At 51.7% G+C, this 19,168-nt stretch carries 20 protein-coding genes; 7 read left to right on the top strand and 13 right to left on the bottom strand.

The genetic code is table 11. The features are described 5' to 3' along the window. Positions 1-63 precede the first annotated feature (63 nt). The 4 genes from HK25_RS09590 to HK25_RS09575 all read right to left on the bottom strand — a co-directional run bounded on the left by HK25_RS09590 (position 64) and on the right by HK25_RS09575 (position 6,214). Positions 64-1,095, bottom strand: a complete 1,032-nt coding sequence (locus tag HK25_RS09590) for an isocitrate/isopropylmalate dehydrogenase family protein (RefSeq protein WP_086636059.1) — start codon at positions 1,093-1,095, stop codon at positions 64-66. Positions 1,096-1,194: 99 nt separating this feature from the next. After that, positions 1,195-2,973, bottom strand: coding sequence for an aminopeptidase P family protein (locus tag HK25_RS09585; protein ID WP_086636058.1), 1,779 nt, complete (start codon positions 2,971-2,973; stop codon positions 1,195-1,197). A gap of 86 nt (positions 2,974-3,059) precedes the next feature. Continuing rightward, a complete protein-coding gene (locus tag HK25_RS09580) occupies positions 3,060-3,980 on the bottom strand; it encodes a 50S ribosomal protein L11 methyltransferase (RefSeq protein ID WP_086554092.1) in 921 nt (306 codons plus the stop codon). After that, complete coding sequence (locus HK25_RS09575) at positions 3,980-6,214, bottom strand: ATP-dependent helicase (protein ID WP_086636057.1); 2,235 nt, start codon at positions 6,212-6,214, stop codon at positions 3,980-3,982. Before HK25_RS09575 ends, HK25_RS09580 begins: the two co-directional genes overlap by 1 nt. A gap of 112 nt (positions 6,215-6,326) precedes the next feature. On the opposite strand from HK25_RS09575, the gene HK25_RS09570 reads away from it, so the two are divergent. Beyond that, positions 6,327-7,088: a RadC family protein gene (locus HK25_RS09570; protein ID WP_086636056.1), complete on the top strand. Its 762-nt coding sequence runs from the start codon at positions 6,327-6,329 to the stop codon at positions 7,086-7,088. Continuing rightward, a complete protein-coding gene (locus HK25_RS09565) occupies positions 7,088-7,819 on the top strand; it encodes a RadC family protein (protein ID WP_086636055.1) in 732 nt (243 codons plus the stop codon). Before HK25_RS09570 ends, HK25_RS09565 begins: the two co-directional genes overlap by 1 nt. Positions 7,820-7,827: 8 nt before the next feature. On the opposite strand, the gene HK25_RS09560 is transcribed toward HK25_RS09565, so the two are convergent. From HK25_RS09560 to HK25_RS09550, 3 genes are read right to left on the bottom strand one after another with little or no spacing between them, the layout of a single operon-like run. Then, the gene (locus HK25_RS09560) at positions 7,828-8,997 is read right to left on the bottom strand and encodes a 5-(carboxyamino)imidazole ribonucleotide synthase (protein WP_086636054.1); all 1,170 of its coding nucleotides are present in this window, start codon (positions 8,995-8,997) and stop codon (positions 7,828-7,830) included. After that, positions 8,994-9,530, bottom strand: a complete 537-nt coding sequence (purE, locus tag HK25_RS09555; RefSeq protein ID WP_255375960.1) for a 5-(carboxyamino)imidazole ribonucleotide mutase — start codon at positions 9,528-9,530, stop codon at positions 8,994-8,996. Before purE ends, HK25_RS09560 begins: the two co-directional genes overlap by 4 nt. A gap of 38 nt (positions 9,531-9,568) precedes the next feature. After that, entirely contained in the window at positions 9,569-9,775 is a 207-nt protein-coding gene (locus HK25_RS09550; protein WP_086554097.1) for a YdcH family protein, read from the bottom strand. A gap of 236 nt (positions 9,776-10,011) precedes the next feature. Here HK25_RS09550 and HK25_RS09545 point away from each other — a divergent pair, with 236 nt between their 5' ends. Continuing rightward, positions 10,012-10,176, top strand: a complete 165-nt coding sequence (locus HK25_RS09545; RefSeq protein WP_086554098.1) for a DUF465 domain-containing protein — start codon at positions 10,012-10,014, stop codon at positions 10,174-10,176. Positions 10,177-10,244: 68 nt separating this feature from the next. Here the strand turns inward: HK25_RS09545 and HK25_RS09540 are convergent, their stop codons facing one another. From HK25_RS09540 to rpmE, 3 genes are all read right to left on the bottom strand, one after another. Further along, complete coding sequence (locus HK25_RS09540) at positions 10,245-10,865, bottom strand: DUF1013 domain-containing protein (protein ID WP_086554099.1); 621 nt, start codon at positions 10,863-10,865, stop codon at positions 10,245-10,247. Between the two features lie 212 nt (positions 10,866-11,077). Further along, on the bottom strand, positions 11,078-11,560 hold the full coding sequence (locus HK25_RS09535; RefSeq protein WP_086554100.1) for an Hsp20 family protein: 483 nt from the start codon (positions 11,558-11,560) through the stop codon (positions 11,078-11,080). Positions 11,561-11,747: 187 nt separating this feature from the next. Next, entirely contained in the window at positions 11,748-11,975 is a 228-nt protein-coding gene (gene rpmE / locus HK25_RS09530; protein ID WP_086554101.1) for a 50S ribosomal protein L31, read from the bottom strand. A gap of 281 nt (positions 11,976-12,256) precedes the next feature. Here rpmE and mscL point away from each other — a divergent pair, with 281 nt between their 5' ends. From mscL to HK25_RS12975, 3 genes are all read left to right on the top strand, one after another. Further along, positions 12,257-12,718 carry a large-conductance mechanosensitive channel protein MscL gene (gene mscL, locus HK25_RS09525; protein WP_086554102.1) on the top strand — a complete coding sequence of 154 codons (462 nt, stop codon included), beginning with the start codon at positions 12,257-12,259 and terminating at the stop codon, positions 12,716-12,718. 82 nt (positions 12,719-12,800) lie between these two features. Then, on the top strand, positions 12,801-13,142 hold the full coding sequence (locus tag HK25_RS09520; RefSeq protein WP_086636053.1) for a hypothetical protein: 342 nt from the start codon (positions 12,801-12,803) through the stop codon (positions 13,140-13,142). Positions 13,143-13,190: 48 nt separating this feature from the next. Then, on the top strand, positions 13,191-13,331 hold the full coding sequence (locus tag HK25_RS12975; RefSeq protein WP_158092942.1) for a hypothetical protein: 141 nt from the start codon (positions 13,191-13,193) through the stop codon (positions 13,329-13,331). Positions 13,332-13,432: 101 nt separating this feature from the next. Here HK25_RS12975 and HK25_RS09515 read toward each other — a convergent pair whose 3' ends face one another. The 3 genes from HK25_RS09515 to secD all read right to left on the bottom strand — a co-directional run bounded on the left by HK25_RS09515 (position 13,433) and on the right by secD (position 17,853). Beyond that, the gene (locus tag HK25_RS09515; protein WP_233127784.1) at positions 13,433-14,995 is read right to left on the bottom strand and encodes a hypothetical protein; all 1,563 of its coding nucleotides are present in this window, start codon (positions 14,993-14,995) and stop codon (positions 13,433-13,435) included. 347 nt (positions 14,996-15,342) lie between these two features. Further along, positions 15,343-16,272, bottom strand: a complete 930-nt coding sequence (secF, locus tag HK25_RS09510) for a protein translocase subunit SecF (protein WP_086636052.1) — start codon at positions 16,270-16,272, stop codon at positions 15,343-15,345. 15 nt (positions 16,273-16,287) lie between these two features. Then, a complete protein-coding gene (gene secD / locus HK25_RS09505; RefSeq protein ID WP_173560242.1) occupies positions 16,288-17,853 on the bottom strand; it encodes a protein translocase subunit SecD in 1,566 nt (521 codons plus the stop codon). A 288-nt stretch (positions 17,854-18,141) separates the two neighbouring features. Between secD and HK25_RS09500 the strand changes: the two genes are divergently transcribed. Next, positions 18,142-19,122: a Gfo/Idh/MocA family protein gene (locus HK25_RS09500; protein ID WP_086636050.1), complete on the top strand. Its 981-nt coding sequence runs from the start codon at positions 18,142-18,144 to the stop codon at positions 19,120-19,122. The last annotated feature ends 46 nt before the right edge of the window (positions 19,123-19,168 follow it).

The following is a 19,168-nucleotide window of genomic DNA, read 5'->3' as shown; positions in this document are numbered from 1 at the left end:
CTCTTCCGGCACTGTGTCTGTTTGTAAGAAGAGGAGGGAAATCCTCCTCTTCGTAATATCAGATCAGGACAGCTGCTGTTTCAGAGCTGCAGTCAGATCTTTTGTGGTTGCATTGCCACCCAGGTCTTTGGTGCGAATACCGCCCTCTGTGATGGTTTTTTTGATGCCATGGTTAATGCGGTCAGCCAGGTCCTGACGGCCAACATGCTGCAGCATCATAACTGCTGCCATAAGCAGGGCCAGCGGGTTGGCAAGGCCTTTACCGGCGATGTCAGGAGCCGAGCCATGAACAGCTTCAAACACAGCAGCTTTTTCGCCAATATTTGCACCAGGTGCCATACCCAGGCCGCCAACAAGACCCGATGCCAGGTCGGAGAGGATGTCACCAAACAGGTTCGTTGTTACGATAACATCAAACTGCCATGGGTTAGTGACAAGCTGCATTGCACAGGCATCAACAATACGGTCGTTGAATTCAATGCGGCCTTTATATTCTTCTGCAACTTTGCGGCCTTCTTCAAGGAAAATACCGGTCAGCAGTTTAAGAATGTTAGCTTTATGAACCAGCGTTACCGTTTTACGGTTGTTGGCAACAGCATAGTCGAACGCAAATTTAACAATACGACGACACTCAGCACGTGAGTTGTAGCCGGTGCTCAGAGCGATTCCTTTTGGGTCATCACCGACAGGAACATAATGTTCCATAGCAGCGTAGTAGCCCTCAAGGTTTTCACGGAACATAACGAAGTCAATATCTTCGTAACGACCACCAGGAATGATGGTTTTGGTCGGGCGCATATTAGCGAACAGACCAAACTCCTGGCGCATTGTGACGTTAATTGACTTGAAGCCACCACCAACAGGTGTTGTCAGCGGGCCTTTGAGAGCCAGAGACGTACGGCGGATACTTTCAATGGTCTGTTTGGGCAGTGGGTCGTTGACCGCATCTACTCCTGCCATGCCGGCGAGTTGTTTGTCCCATACGAACGGGGCACCGACAGTATCCAGAATCTCGACGACTGAGTCCATAATTTCCGGACCAATACCGTCACCTGGAATAAGGGTTGCAGGAATAGTCTTGCTGTCTTTAGTCATACTCGAAGCTCCTTACGTTGCCCGCTCTTTTTGCGCCTGTTTACCGGTCGATGCGATTCCCATTTGCGTGACTATACCATTTTGTCGAGGCAGCTATACTCAGACGAGGGGAGCGCAGGCCTTCTCAAGCCATAAACGGGCTTCACCCTGCAGGCGGGGGCCAATCAGCCTGAGCACGCGGGCGTGGTAGGCATTGAGCCGTTCGGTGTCCTCTGCTCCCAGTGTTTTCAGGTCTGTCAGTGTGCGGTCAAATGGTACAAGCGTGAGTGTTTCAAACGACAGGAAGGGTTTCACGTTGTCGTTAGCCATGAAGGGCTGAGCCAGAATCAGCGTTTCAAGGCGTATGCCAAACGCACCGGTTTTATAATAACCAGGCTCGTTGGAGAGAATCATCCCTTCCTGAACAGCAATCGAGCCGGGCACTTTAGAGATGCGTACAGGCCCTTCATGCACAGAAAGAAAGCTGCCAACACCATGGCCGGTGCCATGGTCGTAATCAAGTCCGGCCTGCCACAGGTCAAAACGGGCCAGCGTATCAAGCGCGTGACCGGCTGTACCGGCCGGAAAGCACACACGCCCCAGGCGGAGGTTCCCTTTAAGTACTCTGGTAAATGTTTCTTTAAGCTGCTGTGGCGGGGTGTCAGGGCCGGTCCACACCGTGCGGGTGACGTCGGTTGTACCTTCGGGGTATTGCCCGCCGCTATCAATCAGATACACCTCATTTGCGTGCAGAGGGCGGTTGCTTTCTTTGGTGACGCGGTAATGAATGACAGCCCCGTTAGGCCCTGCACCAGAAATCGCATTAAAGGATTCCTCACAATACCCTTCCTCCTCAGCACGAAAAGAGTCGAGCTTTATTGCGGCTTCAAGTTCTGATGTGGTGTGTGCATGTTCATCCAGCCAGTGAAGGAAACGGCACAGAGCGGCACCATCTTTAAGGTGCGCTTCGCGCGCGCCTGCCTGTTCGGTGGCATTTTTCAGAGCTTTGGGAAGCAGGCATGGGTCAGAATTTTCTTTAATAACAGCATGATAATGCGTTAGTGTCTCTGCAAACCATACAGCGCTGGTTGCCGGGTCAACACTGACTGTTTTTCCTTTAAGGGTAGCCAGCACCTGCTCCATCTGCTCAGGAGCGTGAATACGAACGTCATCACCCAGCCAGGTCTTAACATCTTCTGGCAGTTTGCTGCGCTCAACAAACAGGTCAACGCTTGCATCTTTATGCAGCAGGGCAAAGGCCAGGACCACAGGTGTGCACGGAATATCACGCCCGCGAATATTCAGCAGCCAGGCGACAGAGGCAGAATCGCTGAGCACAACTGCATCAGCTCCGGTTGCCGTAAGTTTTTTAGCCAGTCTCGTGCGTTTGCTGAGAGAGGCCTCGCCAGCATAAACAAGTGGATGAACGGCAGCAGGACCAGCGGGGAAAGCTGGCCGGTCAGTCCATAAACGGTCGATCAGGTTGCCGCTGGTGGCAATAAATTCGAGATGTGAGCAGGCGGCTTTAATCGCGCTGAGTTCAGAGTGGCTGATAGTGCGGGAATCATAGCCGATACGCTGCCCGGCTGAGGTATTCTGTGCCAGCCAGAGTGAGGGGGGTGTTTCGTAAATATGGTTACACTGCCAGCTGGCCTGATCAACCTGCTGATCCATTTGCGTAATATAACGTCCGTCAGAAAAGACAGAGGCAGCTGAGTTCAGGGCAATCGCCAGACCGGCACTGCCGGTAAAGCCTGTTGCCCATGCCAGACGTTCTGCGCAGGCGGGAATGTATTCTCCCAGAAACTCATCACTGTGCGGAATGATAAGTCCGTCAAGCTGCTCCTGTTTAAGAAGGGTGCGGAGGGCGGCAAGACGGCTGGCAGACGTGGAAGGCATAAAAGAGACCTCATAGTGAAAACAACAGATCAGAAAACAGGCAAGCTCCCATACTCAGGGGAGTATGAGAGCAGGTTATCAGATAATCATGATTTATGTGCGGGCAGGGCGAACGGCTTGCGCAGTACCAGAGTGGCCCAGTCACCTTCAGCAAAGGTTTTTTCTAAAACCAGCCCCTGACGGCGGTGAGCGCTCAGTACCATAGGAATCTGGGTGCGTAGCAGGCCTGCAAGAATGGCAGTGCCGCCAGGTGCCAGGTTGATCGCCATGTCTTTGGCCATCAGGCAAAGAGGGCGTGCCAGAATATTGGCAAAGACAAGATCATAAGGTGCCTGACGGCGAATTTCAGGGGTGCGCCAGCCATTGCCCAGCCGGCATGTCAGGGCATGTGCCAGCCTGTTGCGTGCGGCGTTGGACGCTGAAACCCGCACAGACCAGGGCTCGATATCTACAGCGAGAACTTTACGGTGCAGCAGGGCCGCTGCAGCCATGGCCAGAATGCCCGAACCACACCCCAGATCGAGGATGCGGCGCGGTTTGCGGTAAGCCATCCATTCAAGGGCACGCAGGCAGCCACGGGTTGAGCCATGTTCGCCCGAGCCGAAGGCCACGCCGGCATCAAGTGTCAGCACGATACGGGTTTTATCAGGGGTGTCAGGCAGGTGTGTGCCACGAATAACGAAACGTTGCCCGACCTGTTGTTCGGGGAAAGATTCATAGGTGCGGGCAAGCCAGCCTTCGGCCTCAGTCGCTTCGCGGTGCAGAGGGGCGTCAACAGAGCTTATCAGACTGGCCAGGGCCAGAGCCGCAGCAAGTTCATCATCGCGATGCCCTGCATCTTTAACACCCTCAACACGCCATAGAGTGCCCTCAGGGTTAGCTTCAAACAGGCCAACTGTGGTGCATACGGTGCCTATGGCGTTTTCGTAGGCCTCGACAGCACTCTCCGGAATGGTGACCGAGACCGTTTCAAGAGCCGTAGCGTGTCTGCGGGAGGGAGCGGTCATCAGATTTTCTTTACAAAAGAGGAAAGGAGACGCTTTGTCTGGCCATTTTCAAAAACAATTTCAAGATGGGTGTGCTCTACATTCAGCACGATGCCATTGCCAAAGCGGGGGTGGGTGACCTGTTCACCAGGCTGGAAAGAAGGACCTCCGGAGGGGGCGGAGAAGGAACCCTGTCTGTGGCCATTATTCATAATACCCTGACTGAAAAGCGATTCATCACGCAGGCTTTTCTGGCGTGGTATACCGTCATTTTTGCGGGTAACGTGCTCTTCAGGCAGTTCATCAAGAAAGCGGCTGGGCATGGATGGCTGCCAGCCTGTATAGGTGCGGCGCCGGCCGGCATGGTAAATCAGGGCATGCAGGCGTGCGCGGGTAATGCCCACATAGGCAAGGCGGCGTTCTTCTTCCAGGCCTTTCTGTCCACCGTCATCCAGAGTGCGCTGCGAGGGGAAAACCCCTTCCTCCCACCCTGGCAGGAAGACAATATCAAATTCCAGGCCTTTAGCACCGTGCAGTGTCATGAGAGAGAGTTTGGCTTCACTGGCGGTTTTGTCATCGTGCTCCATAACCAGAGCAATATGCTCAAGAAACTCCCCTAACGTGCCAAAATCTGTCAGAGCACGCACCAGCTCCTTCAGATTCTCCAGCCTCCCTGGTGCTTCGGGTGAGCGGTCATTACGCCACATATCGAGGTAGCCGCTGGCCTCAAGCAGATATTCCGCGGCTTGTACGTGTCCTTCGCGCTGAAGGAGGCTTTGCGTGCTGAGCAGTGCGCTGACAAAGCTGTTAAGGTGTTCTGCAATTTTTCCCTTCAGCTCTCCGCGGCTTAACATCATCTCCGTGCCGGCAAATAAAGGGACCTGTTCGCTGCGTGAGGCTGTATGAAGTTTTTGCAGGCTTGCAGGGCCAATCCCACGTTTTGGTACGTTGATAATACGTTCAAATGCCAGGTTATCTGCCGGGTTATGTAACAGGCGCAGGTAGGCCAGAGCATCACGAATTTCAGCCCGTTCATAAAAACGGGTGCCGCCGATAATACGATAGGGCAGCCCTGTCTGCATCAGTCGTTCTTCAAAGGCGCGTGTCTGAAAGCCTGCCCGTACCAGAATGGCCATTTCGGCCAGCGAATGGCCTTGTCTGTGCAGGGAATCAGCCTCTGTGCAGATAGCCAGAGCCTCGATCTCAGAGTCTTCCACTCCGGTCACAACAACCTTTGCCGCAGGCTGGTTGTCATTGCGACCTGTGCGCAGTGTTTTGCCCAGGCGCTCTGTATTATGGGCAATAAGCCCTGCGGCTGCCCCGAGAATATGCCGGGTGGAGCGGTAGTTGCGCTCAAGACGTACAACCTGAGCTCCGGGGAAGTCCTGCTCAAAGCGGAGAATATTGGCTATTTCTGCACCGCGCCACGAATATATTGACTGGTCGTCGTCGCCTACACAGCAAATGTTAGAGACTTCACCCTGTCTGCGTGCCAGCAGGCGCAGCCAGAGGTACTGAACCGTGTTTGTATCCTGATACTCGTCGACGAGTATATAGCGAAACAGGCGCTGATAATGTGCCAGTATCTCAGGGTGAGTGCGCAGCATTTCTGTGACATGCAGCATCAGGTCGCCAAAATCACAGGCATCAAGTTCGCGCAGGCGGGTCTGATAAGCGGCATAAATGGCCCGGGCATGTCCGGCTGCAAAATCGCAGTCCTCTGCATCCGTCACAGCGGAGGGCGTCAGGCCACGATCTTTCCAGCGTTGTATAACTCCCATCAGACCAGGGGCTGGCCAGCGTTTGGTGTCAATGTGCCATGGCTCCATCACCTGTCTGAGAAGGCGGAGCTGATCGTCTGTATCGAGAATGGTAAAATTATGTGTCAGGCCAGCGCATTCGGGGTGCTGGCGTAGCATACGGGTGCACAATGCATGGAATGTGCCCAGCCAGAGTCGTTCTGTTTCGGTACCTAAAATGGCATTAACGCGCTCGCGCATTTCGCGGGAGGCTTTGTTTGTAAAGGTGACCGCCAGAATCTGCCACGGCTTAGCTCGCCCGGTCAGCAGAATATGTGCGAAGCGTGTTGTCAGTACACGTGTTTTTCCGGTCCCGGCACCAGCAAGAACAAGAAGCGGGCCATCAGTTGTTTCAATGGCATTGCGCTGTTCTGTATTGAGACGTGATAAATAATCTTTATTATCTTCTGTGTTTTCAGAAGAATAAGGGGGAGGAGAATACTCTGAAATTGTCATTTCTCCTGTTCTGTATTAATAATTACTCTAAAGAGTAGTGGGTGGATAAGGTATAAGAGTTTGCTTGTAAGGTCAAAGGCATACATCAAAAAGATATAGAAAGGGAGCTGATTTGAGACAGGTTTTTGCCAGTACGGGGGGGGCTGGTCATCGTCAGCGCATGCGTGAGCGTGTTATGTCTCAGGGTGCTGGCACATTGCAGGATTATGAGGTGCTGGAGATGCTGCTTTTTCCTGGCGTGCCGAGGCGCGATACAAAGCCGCTGGCCAAGACCCTTATCAATGCCTTTGGTTCCTTGTCGGGTGTTTTGTCAGCCTCAGAAAAAGAGCTGCGCAGGCATGGCGCAGGCCCTGCGGCTTTGCGGCTTCTCGCTCTTATTCCAGTCCTGAATGAGCGTTTAAGTTTTTCTGATGGGAGAGCAGAACGCTTTGATATCAGTAACTGGGATGCACTGATAACCTATTGTAATGTTACATTAGCGGGTCTGCCTAGCGGGCAGTTACATGCGCTTTTTCTTGATAGTAAAAATCAGATTCTGGTGGATGACATTATTGAAGAGGGAGGCGCTGCGGGCCTTACTTCTTCTGACCGGAGAGCTGCACTCGGGAGCCATGCAGCGTGCAGTATGGCTGTTGCGCTGCTGAGGCATGCTCTTGCTTATCATGCGTCTGCACTGATTACGGTGCGACTTGCTTGTGACGATATATCCTCAGGCGAGCAGATGGAGAGGGAGAGGATGCTGATAGAAGAGCTGATGGCGGCGGCTCCGTTGTTATCAGTCGATTTCCATGATCATCTGGTTCAGAAAAAAAACGGCTGGCTGAGTTTTCGGTCGTGGAGGGAGAGTCTGGATTGTGAGAGCCAGAGGCTCTGATGGTGGATAAAAAAATAAAAAACAGAGTAAAAGACAGATTTAGCAGAGAAGGGCATTATCCAGTACGACCGGCAGCTGAAAGAGAGGCTGACTATCAGAGTTTTGCAGCCGCTGGAGGAAAGATTGATGATGCTCAGTTACTTCAGGCTTTTTTAAGAGCGACTGCTCCTGATTTACATGATAGCGAAAAGATAGTCGTACGCTTGATGGCTCGTTTTGGTTCTCTTGTCGCAATACTGAGCGCATCAGCTGAAGAGTTGTCAGAAGAGCTGAAAAAGCACACCGCACTGATCGTTTATTTTCAGCTGATCAGAGAGGCTGTACTGCGATCTCATTTATTTCATCTGAAAAAAGAAGGGGTTAGGCACAACACCAGATGGCTGTATGCCTACCTCCGTGTGATGTTATCACAGGAAGGGAGAGAGCAGGCCCGTGTTTTATTCTTTGATTCGGCGAAATGTTTGCTTGCCGAAAAACTTATGGGACAGGGTACGGTAGATACGGCCCCTATTTATCCCAGAGAGGTCGTGCATGCAGCGGTAAACTGCAAAGCACAGTTTCTGGTGCTGTCGCATAATCACCCGAGTGGAGATCCTTCTCCTTCTTCAGATGACCTTGCGTTAACGCGCCATATTCAGGACGCCGCGCGTCTGATGAATATTACTGTGCTTGACCATATTATTGTCGGTCAGAACAGCTTCTTCAGTTTTTGTGATGAAGGGCTGCTCTGACCATATATTCAGGCTAAGTGTCTGGTGGCCGTTATGTCGGCAAGTGGGCCAAGTGCATCCTGCACACCAAATTCACCTGGCAGGCTGCCATAAGGGAACAGAATGTTGACATGCCCCATTTTACGTCCCGGGCGTGCCTCGGCCTTACCGTAAAGATGGGGGAGTAAAGCAGGCGCTGCGATAATCTGAGGCCACAGGGCCATATCATCAGGGCCAACCAGATTTTTCATAACTGCATCAGAATGTCTGCGCGCGGGGGGAAGAGGCATGCCCGTAACAGCCCGAATATGCATATCAAACTGATCGGCCGGGCAGGCATCCATAGTCCAGTGCCCTGAATTGTGAGGGCGTGGTGCAATTTCATTAACCAGCAGATTTGCTTTATGGTCGAGAAACATTTCAACGCCGGTAATGCCTGTAAGATCAAGCTGTTCAGCTATCTGTGCAGCGAGTGCCTGTGCCTTATGTGCGACTTCTGCCGTGACAGGAGCCGGAGCTAGGGTCAGGTCAAGGATACCATTGACGTGGTGGTTCTGAGCCGGGTCAAAACAGCGAATGGTGCCGTCTGTGCCACGTACAACCATCACGCTGAGTTCGCAGGTAAAATTAACCATGCCCTCTGCCACCAGAGGGTGCGGCGATAATGTGCTGAGAGCGTTATCAAAGTCATCAGCACTGTAAATGCGGCACTGACCTTTGCCGTCATATCCCTCACGTGTGGTTTTCAGGATAAATGGAAAGCCAAGGGTCTCAGCAGCATTCTGCAATGAGGGCAGATCAGTAACAGAGCACCACGGGGCGACCGGAATGCCAGCGTTAGTCAGGAATGTTTTTTCGGCAATACGATCCTGGCTGATACGTAAAATCTGTCCTGATGGCCTGACAGGGCGATGTTTTGAGAGAAAATCGAGCGCATCTGCGCTGATATTTTCAAATTCAAATGTGATAACATCGACTGACTGAACAAAATTGTTCAGGGCGTCAAAATCGTCATAAGCACCGATTGTAATACCGTGAGAAACCTGAGCTGCAGGGCCATCTGCCTCCTGTGTCAGAATATGTGTTCTGAAACCCAGTTTTGCGGCAGCCATGGCTGACATACGCCCAAGCTGCCCTCCGCCGATAATGCCGATGATAGAATTAGGCGCAAGAGGGGCGTTTGTGATGTGAGAGGTCATTCGTTTTCGGTCACTGGAGCATTGGCAACAGAGGCAGTTTGCAGAGCACGCCAGGCATCAAGGCGTGCGGCAAGAGCCGGGTCATGTAAAGCAAGAACAGAAGTTGCAAGCAGGGCGGCATTTTTTGCGCCTGATGCACCGATAGCCAGGGTGCCGACAGGTACACCACCTGGCATCTGCACAATGGAAAGAAGACTGTCCATACCTTTGAGTGCGCGCGACTCAACCGGAACCCCCAGCACCGGCAGGCGTGTCCAGGCGGCACACATGCCGGGCAGATGCGCTGCACCGCCTGCACCGGCAATAATGACACTCAGGCCGCGGTCTGCGGCGCTTTTGGCATATTCTGCGAGTCGGTCAGGTGTGCGGTGCGCAGAAACGATCAGTGTTTCATGCGGAATTTCAAACTCTGTAAGGATGAGGTCAGCATGACGCATGGTTTCCCAGTCTGACTGACTGCCCATAATAATGCCAACTTTGGGCTGGGTATTCTGGTCGATGACTGAAGCGGCTAAGGCGGTTTTTTCGTTCACGGTCACAATCTGTCTGTCTCAGGCTATAGGAAATAAGATCAGGCAATATCATCAGGGATAAGCTGATTTTCAAGCCATGTAATTTTATCTCTCAGGAGAAGTTTACGTTTTTTCAGGCGTCCTGTCTGAAGCTGGTCAATAATGCCATCGCTGTGAAGAAGGCGGTTGATGATCGTGTCGAGGTCACGATGTTCGCTGCGTAACTCATGAAGCTGGCTCAGAAGAAAATTGCGGTCATTGAGCATAATACCGTGCCTCAGTCAGGATGAAGAAGGTCTGATTATGATCCGGAATATGAGCAGGGCGCCAGTTTTTTATGTAGTCTGATATCTGAAAAGCAGACCGGAATAACGTGATATCAGTGCAAAAGTTATGAGGTCAGAGCATGCCTGGACGATTAAAAATTAAAAAAAACATATAAAAAAAATTTCTTTTTGCGCTACGCTTCCTAAACCACCTGTTAATAAGTTGGAGGTTGCTAATGACTATTCTGTCCAGAATTGCGAATCTGAAATCGCGTCATTCACGCATCGATCAGCAGATTGAATCGGAGGATGGCCGTCCAAGGCCTGACCAGCGGGTTCTTACGACACTCAAACTTAAAAAACTACGCCTTAAAGAAGAAATAGAGAGACTTTCTTCCTGAAGATTTTTTTATTTATTTCGCCTTAAAAGACGAATCGCTGGCCATTTTGATCTGGCCAGCGATTTTTTTTAGTCTTCTTCGCTGTGTGTATGTGTCAGCTCAGCAGGAAAATGCAGCTCTTCAGCACTTGCCGGTAAAGGCTGTGGAATTTCCTGGCCATCGCGTTCAAGGCGCAGCGTGGCTGCCTGCACAGCAGCATTCAGGTCAGCCTGGCGGCACAGACCAATAGTAACCGGGTCACGTGGTTTAATATTGGGTGTGTTCCAGTGCTGCTTGGTACGCACTTTGCTGATGGTGTCTTTAGTGGTGCCCAGTAGTTTAACAATTTCCTGGTCATTGAGCTGCGGAAAGTTACGCAGCAGGAAAGCAATACCGTCCGGGCGGTCATGGCGTTTTGCCACAGGAGTGTAACGAGCGCCTTTTGAACGCCGCTTAACCGGATTATTGGTTGGCAAAATTTTCAGTCTGGCATCAGGATTAGCTTCGCAGCGGGTGATCTCATCCTGTGTGAGCTGGCGGTTGGCAATCGGGTCATACCCGACGATGCCCTGAGCGACTTCGCCATCGGCAATAGCCTGGACCTCAAGAGGGTGCAGGCCGCAAAATTCAGCCACCTGAATAAAGCTCAGGGCTGTCTTTTCAATGAGCCACACAGCGGTGGCTTTTGGCATCAGCGGTAACGTTGTCATCGGTTTATCCTGTCGTCGGGCAGCGGCTTATGCAGGCACCGGTCAGTTTACGACGGTTCGGAGCGTTCCGAAGAGGGTGCGTGCGTGCCAGCGTACTATGCAGGCGTTGATATGGGGGAGGGGAGTGCGTGAGGTCAAGACGCAAATGCATCAATATAAAAAAAGGAGGGGTAAAAACCCCTCCTTTTTTCTAATCTTTAAGGCTGATGCAGCTATGCGGCTACAGTTGCGAGCTGTGTTGCCGCGGCTTCAACCGGCAGGGATTCGGAGGTTGCTGCTCCTGTACTAATGGCAATACGACGCGGCTTGAGTGCCTCAGGCACGACCTGCCGCACAGAAACAGAGAGAAGACCATTGTCCATTCTGGCTTCTATAACCTCAGCATGGTCAGCCAGAGCAAAGCGCCGTTCGAATGCCCGGCGTGCAATGCCCCGGTGTAAAACTTCACCTGTTTTTGGCTGCTCGCCAACACGGCCGGAGACAATCAGCGTGTTATCCTGCACAACGAGCTCAATATCGTCAGGGGAAAACCCGGCGACTGCCATTGTCAGGCTGTAACTGTCGTTTCCTGTTTTAGAAATATCATAGGGAGGATAGCTTGCGGTCGATGTATTGCGCGCTGCTGTATCCATCACCTGTGCCAGCCTGTCAAAACCAATAGCTGAACGAAACAGGGGGGCAAAATCGTAAGACATAAAAAAACCTCCTCATCTGGCAAGGTCAGACCGTCACTATGCTCCCGTGTGGCAAGCATAATCGGGTCATTGCGTTGTTTTATGGCAAAACCCCGTTTGGGCGTTTGTGCCATATACCAGACATGGAAAACCCCGCTCCCTCTTTCAAGGGGCGGGGCTGAAGCAAGTTCTGCCAGAAGGCAAAATTTTATTTCTTGCGAGAACCGATACCGGCAAAGCGTTTGTTGAACTTTGCAACCTGGCCCCCGGTGTCCATCATACGCTGAACGCCGGTCCAGGCGGGGTGAGATTTTGTGTCAACATCGAGGCGCAGTGTGCTGCCTTCTGAGCCATAGCATGAGCGTGTTTTGTACTCGCTGCCATCGGTCATGACGACGTTAATTTCGTGATAGTCAGGGTGAATGCCGGTTTTCATGTTAAAAATCTTTCTGTTCAGGCAAGGTTGTCCCGATGCCGACCGGGATATGCGTGCGTGTGCATATAGCCGCACGTTGCAAAGTGATCAACTGTTCTTATTCAAACTTATCATCAGACAGGTATATTTTATGTAAAACCAGGTCACAGATGAAGCGATAAAGAAAATTTAATCTTAAAAACAGATGTTAATTTAATCTTTTCTTTTCTAGTCTAAGCTGGCCATGCCGTAATTTATTCTTTAACTACGGCAGGTCTCTCATGTGATAACAGGGGTTTTTTATGGCTGAGTCCAAGTTGAAAGTGCATACGCCGGGCTGGGTTTCTGAGTTTCGTGCTTTTATTATGCGCGGAAGTGTTGTCGACCTGGCTGTTGGTGTCATTGTCGGTGCTGCTTTTACCGGTGTTGTAAACAGTCTGGTAAAAGATGTATTTAACCCCGTTATCGGTTTAATTATTGGTGGTATCGACTTTTCAAACGTTTTTATCACCCTTAAGGGCCCGCACGTTACCTCTCTGGCTGAAGCGCAGAAGGTTGGGGCTGTTACCATTAACCTTGGTATGTTCCTGAATGCGATTATTCAGTTTCTGATTACCGCTATGGTCATTTTCTGGGTGATTAAGGCTTTAACGAAAATGCATGTCCGTGAGGATGCAAAACCAGCAGCACCGCCGGCTCCGACCAAAACTGAGATTTTGCTTGAGCAAATTCGCGACGAACTGGCATCTAAACGCGCTGAGTGATAGGTGTTAAGCTTGTCGTGGATCAAAAAAGCCTGTGACAATGTTGTCGTAACAGGCTTTTTTACCATATTGAGCAAGCTTAATGACTAATTTTAAAAAATATATTGCTACTTATTTTACAAAGCGCATCACAGTGGTGGTGCTTTTATCTGTGACCCTGCTGGGTGGCTGTCAGACACATCCCCGGGGGCTTGACCTGACGCCCACGCCACGCACGCTGGTATATTCTTATATTATTGCCAATGGGATGGCACGCGGACGTATTATGAGAGGCGCGGTCAGCCATGAGCAGCTTATAGCCCTGGCCAAAATTGATCGTCAGGCGTTGCTTAGTATTCTCATCGCGCAGAGATATCCCTCTCACAGGAATTTCCATCTGGCGGAAGATGCCGTCATTGCTTACCTGGCGGCTATTGAGAGTTAAATACCCTCAGCATATTCAGGTTAGTGACCCGTTATTATAGTCAGATAAATGATACTTTCATCTGACCTGAAACGGGTTCTGATAGAAAAAGCCTTGTGGTTTTTATGGTCGCATAGCCTCTTTGAGGCTGTATTTTTATTTGCCCGGGCCATTTCGTCGGTCGTCTCTTCGGGAGCAGCCGCACAATAATACACGGTTGTTTCCTGGTTGTTGTTATCTGATAAAAAAGCTCTGCCGGCATAAAGCCGGCAGAGCCTGATCGTATTGAAACGCAAAAGAAATGATGTGTTTTACTGGAATGGCATATAGCGCAAAGAAACAAAGGCCATATTGTCGTCTGTATGCGGGCGGCCACCAATGCCAGAGAAACCGGCAACATCTGTGTGAGAGAACTGAGCGCCCAGAGCAAGTGTACCATAGGCTCCCTGGCTGTAACGCCACCAGAAACCAAGGGTGCCCTGAGCGACTCTTTTGATATTTGCATTACATGTCAGCGGGCTGTCCTCTATGTTACAGCCAGCCACATTAAACAGTGAGTTACCATAACCGTAAGCTTTACCGTTCACACTATATGAGCTGCGGCTCAGGATTTGCTCCATACCGCCATAAGCATAAACGTCGATGGTTTTGGTGGGGTGACCAATCAGGCCAACCAGAGCCTGGGCTTCTGGCAGAGGGGCTGGTGAGCCGTTCATGCGGGTTGTGGCATCTGGCAGGTTAGATGTACCATAGCGCCCGATACCGTAGCCGGCGAGGCCTGAAGCTTCGAAGTCAAATTTGTGCTTGATAATCGGGATAATCATACCACCGCCACCGCCACCGGCGACTGCAGTATTGCTTTTGCCGCCACCGACATGGCTAACGCGATCATGCAGGAAGCGCAGAAGACCATAAGCCTCAAAGTGGCCAAAGCTTGGGTCAGCTGTTCCCTTCAGGATAACGTCGGGAGCAACATCGGTAGAGTAGGTTGTGGTTGAGTTGTAAACCTGACCACCGGCGTTGTTGTAAGTGATCTTCTTGCCTTCTGGTGTGTAGACCGTGCCTCCCCAGATAGATTGTGGGTTTTCGATCGAAAGACCAACATGATATTCGTGGTTGTGGAAGCCCTTAACAATGCGCACGCCGGTATTTCGGGTCCAGGTAAAGCCAGGAATATACTGTGCGTCGATAACCAGCGGTACTTCTTCGCTACGTACAGCCATGCCTTTTTTAAACATGGTTGCCATAGACCATGACTGACCGCCCATAACATAGAAGTCGTTGCCGCGGTCTTCATAAACGCCATACATCAGGCGTGAGCGCAGAACGTAACTGTTGCTCTGTCGTGAGTTGGATGAAGAGCCTGCACCCTGGAAGTCAAGCTCGGTATAGCCTGAGACGCTTTTTGTGTCAGAGATATTGGCGCCCACAAGTGCGGAGAAACGGCTCTGACGTTCAGACTGATGATACTCATTAATATGAGCATTCGGGCTTTGTTTCCAGGGGATGGTAGCAAAGTTTGAACTGATATCTGATGTTTCGTTTCTTGAACGGAACATGCCGGCCATTTCAACAAAGCCACCCAGGGTAATAGAGATACGCCCTACGTTAAACTGTCCTTTATGCAGAAAGTTTTTCTCAGAAGATGCTGCTGACTGAGGGACTGGCATACCGGTGATGCTGGCATAGCTGGTTGGAGAATTTTTTCTGTCAGATGGCCCGATTGTCAGGAAAGGACGTTTTGACAGTTCTGCGTTGTCGCTAAACCTGATTGGTCCGTCTATTTTTTCCTGGCCGACACGATGCATGTGTTCAGCGGTGATTTTTTTAAGCCTGAAAATCTCCTGGTCACGTTTGGCCTGGTGAACCTTCATTTGCTGAAGTTGGTTCTGCATATTTCTGATTTGCTGCTCCATCATTTCTATCTGAGATGGTGCTGCATAAGCACTGTGTGCTTCGAGGGTCAGACAGGATATAACCGAGGCAGAGATAAAAAGTTTATGTTTTAACAGCCGCGCGCCCAGCAATGTTGCTACTCCAGATCAGGGAAACTTCCTGCTCTGTTAGGCTATTTGTATCGCGTTGAATGAGAAGGTTTTATGACAATTATTCCGTAGTGGAAACGGAGTGACAGCGCTGTTAATTTATGAAAAATATTTACATAAAAATGGCCACGGCACAGGATTTTTTGTCTTGTACCGTGACCTGAGAGCAACGTTTTTTATGATGGCGTGCTGGCACCACGTCTCAGGCGCTTTTCTCCCATAAACAGGAGAAGAGGGGCTGCAATGAAAATAGAAGAAGATGTGCCAACAACAATACCAAAAAGCATGGTCCAGGCGAAGCCGGAAAGCGTGGCTCCGCCAAACAGCGCCAGAGGCAGTGTCGCCAGAAAAACAGTTGAGGATGTGCCCAGCGTACGGTTGAGCGTTTCATTAATAGAAAGGTCGAGCAGTTCTCTCAGTGGCATTGTGCGGTATTTGCGCAGGTTTTCACGTACCCGGTCATACACCACAACTTTGTCGTTCGTTGAATACCCCAGAATGGTCAGAATAGCTGCCACCATAACCAGGTCAAATTCAAATCCGGTAACGACCAGGAAGCCAACTGTTTTTGTCAGGTCGAGCACAAGGGTAATAACCGCACTCAGCGCAAACTCCCACTCAAAGCGAACCCAGATATAAATCAGAATCATCCCAAGGCTGAGTACCAGAGCCAGAATGCCGTTGCGGAACAGCTCCGCAGAGACAGATGCCCCTACAGCATCAGCTCTGATAACCGTTGCGCCGGGCTGGGCTTCATTGATGGCATGGCGAACAGTGTCAACAACAGCTTCAGTTTTCTGACCTACTGCTGTGTCGAGCCTGATCAGAACATCTTTGTCACTGCCAAAGGTCTGAATAGAGGCATGCTCAACACCAGAGCTGGCCAGCGCATGGCGCAGCCTGGCAAAGTCAGCATTGTCCGGGGTTTTTGCTTCAACAACAATGCCACCACGAAAGTCGAGCCCCAGGGTCAGACCCGGGTAAAAGAACAGCCCGAGTGATGCCAGTGACAACACGGCAGAGGTAATGAGGCCGGCGAAGCGCCCGCGCATAAAGTTGATATGAGTGTCTTTGCGAACAAAGCGCAGAAGAGGACGTCCGAACATATGATGCGCCTCGTCTCAGACCGGCAGGCTTGCCGGGCGCGTCAGAGCGTACCAGCGAACCATAAGCAGTCGGGAAAGGAAGAGAGTGGTAAACAGGGTGGTGACAATACCGATGGTAATTGTCAGGGCAAAACCTTTGACCGGGCCTGTGCCGAACACAAACAGCATGACGTGTGCCAGCAGGGCTGTCGCATTACTGTCTACGATAGTTGATGTAGCCCGTTCAAACCCGACCTGCATCGCGTTGAGAGGGCTGCGGCCCCGCGCCACCTCTTCACGTATACGCTCATTGATCAGGATATTGGCATCAACCGCCATGCCCAGGGTCAGAAGCATACCGGCCATTCCTGGCAAAGTCAGTGTGGCTTCAAACAGCGAGAGAATAGCCATCATCAGCACCAGGTTGGCCAGCAGAGCAATGTTGGCATACCAGCCAAAACGGCCATAAAACAGTGCCATAAACACAATAACCAGGACAAAGCCTGTTGCCAGGCTAAACATACCGGCACGGATAGAGGCAGCACCCAGTGACGGGCCAATGGTACGCTGTTCAACAACGGTCAATGGGGCGGGCAGAGCGCCGGCATTAAGCATCAGAGCCAGGTTTGTAGCGCTGTCTTTATTAAAGCCACCGGTAATCTGACCATTCCCGCCAGTTATCGGGCCTCTGATAACAGCGGCTTCAACGACCTTATTGTCGAGCACAATTGCAAAGCGTTCGCCAACGTGAGCGCGTGTGATGTCTGAGAAAGCATGAGCCCCGGTTGAGTCGAGTGAGAAAGCAACCGCCCAGCCACCGCTGTCAGAATCAATTGTTGCTGCCGCATTTGTCAGGCTCGTACCGTCGACATCCACGTGGTCGTAGACCGGCAGAGTCGTGCTGTCGTTTGAGTCATACATCGGCAGCAGAGTAACGCCAGGAGGCGGAGCCGAGGCGTGCATCGGGTTGGCATCAACCAGCCTGAAGGTCATTTTGGCTGTTGTGCCAAGCAGGTTTTTAATCCGTTCAGGATCACTGACGCCAGGCAGCTCTACTACAATACGGTCATCACCCTGGCGCGTAATTTCAGGGTCAATCGCGCCCGTTCCGTCGATACGGCGGCGGACAATTTCAATCGACTGGGCAATGGCTGAGCGCGCGCGCGCTTCCATAGCTTCAGGCGAGAGTGTCAGGGCAATGGTGCCGTTCGGCCCGGCTGTTACAGTAAATTCGTGTGGGGCGGCCTGAGGCATTTTACGCAGAACAGCCAGGTCAGCCTCAGTTTCTGAGGGCACACGTGGGGTAAACGTAACTGCGCTTTTGTCCGTGTCGACGGTGATATTGCGGTAGCCAAGCTGGGCCTGCAGCAATGTTGAACGCATGTTGTCGGCCAGTGCCTGTAACCGGTCGTGCGTCAGGCTTTTCAGATCGATCTGCATAAGCAGATAGGAGCCACCGCGAAGGTCCAGTCCGAGATGGACCTGGCGCCAGGGGATGGAGGGGACGGGCTTGCGCAGGCCATTGGGGAGGCAAAGCAGCAGACCTGCCAGGCACACACCTAAAACCAGGGCCATCTTAAGTCGGCTGTAGTACATTCTCACCTGAAATTGTCAGTTTGGGTTGGCGAAACATGCCGCTCTCTGCCAGATGATGCAACACTCGTCAGCCATAAACCCATCGTTTATGATATATTTTATGGTGAACTGTGTCTCGTCTGCCTGTTTTGTGCGGGCAGGGGAAATCTCAGGCTGGTGTGCAAAATGCCGTGCTGTGGTTTTATAAGGTGGTAAAATTAAGCCATAGTAGAATGGCAGATCAGGACAGGGCGCGTGGCAGGTGTTGCAAAGCCGCGATACAGGAGAGCACGCCCGTTGAGGCGGAGAAGAAAAGTGCAGAAAAAATTGCGGACAGGCGTTATCGGAGCCGGACATTTCGGGCGTTATCATGCGCTTAAGGTCGGAAGTGTGGCCCGTGAGGTGCTGGCTGGTGTGTATGACCCGGATTCGCAGCGTGCTGCCCTGGTGGCTTCAGAGGCGCAATGCCCTGTGTTTGATACAGCAGAGGCCTTATTTGCTTTGTGCGATGCCGTGGTGATTGCTGCACCGGCAGAATTTCATTTCGACCTGGCTGTTAAAGCTCTGCGAGCAGGCAAACATGTGCTGGTTGAAAAGCCGGTTGCGGCTACTCTTGAACAGGCTGACCAGCTTGTGGCTCTCTCTGATGAGACGGGTCTGGTCTGTCAGGTCGGGCATTTGCTGCGTTATTCCGCTGAGCATGCCGCGATTACGCAGCGTATTACGCGCCCTCTTTACATAGAGGCGACACGTATCGCGCCCTTCAAACCACGCGGCACAGATGTATCCGTTATTCTTGACCTGATGATTCATGATCTGGATCTGGTGATGGCGATTGTCGATAGCCCTATCGCGCAGGTTGATGCCCTTGGGGCAGCGGTGAGCTCAGATCATGAGGATATCGCTAATGCGCGGGTGCGCTTTGAAAACGGCTGCGTCGCAACGATTACAGCCAGCAGAATTTCTCTCAAAACTGAGCGCAGAATGCGCCTGTTCTCGCAGGAGGGCTATCTGTCAGCTGATTTTGGTAAGCGCGAACTGGTGATGATAGGGCGCGAGCGTGGCCTGCCCTTACCTGGTACAGGGGGCTTCAGACGAGAATCGATGACCTGGAAGGAAAGTGATTCGCTGCACGCTGAGCATGAGGCTTTTGTTGCGGCCTGCCTGGATGGGGCTTCGGTCGTGGTTGACGCACGTGCGGGCCGGCGCGCGCTTGAGGCTGCGCTGCTGGTTGCTGAGGGAATTGAGACGACGCGGCGTCGCATGGAATTGTCTGGCCTGATTCAGGAGGGCTAAGAAGAGAGGTGACTTTTTTTTAATTTTCAGGAATCCGCTGAAAACC

Origin of the sequence: Acetobacter sp. DsW_059 (assembly GCF_002153695.1) — a bacterium.
Lineage (GTDB): Bacteria > Pseudomonadota > Alphaproteobacteria > Acetobacterales > Acetobacteraceae > Acetobacter > Acetobacter thailandicus.
The sequence above is the reverse complement of the archived record's forward strand: the minus strand, read 5'-3'. Positions and strand labels throughout refer to the sequence as shown.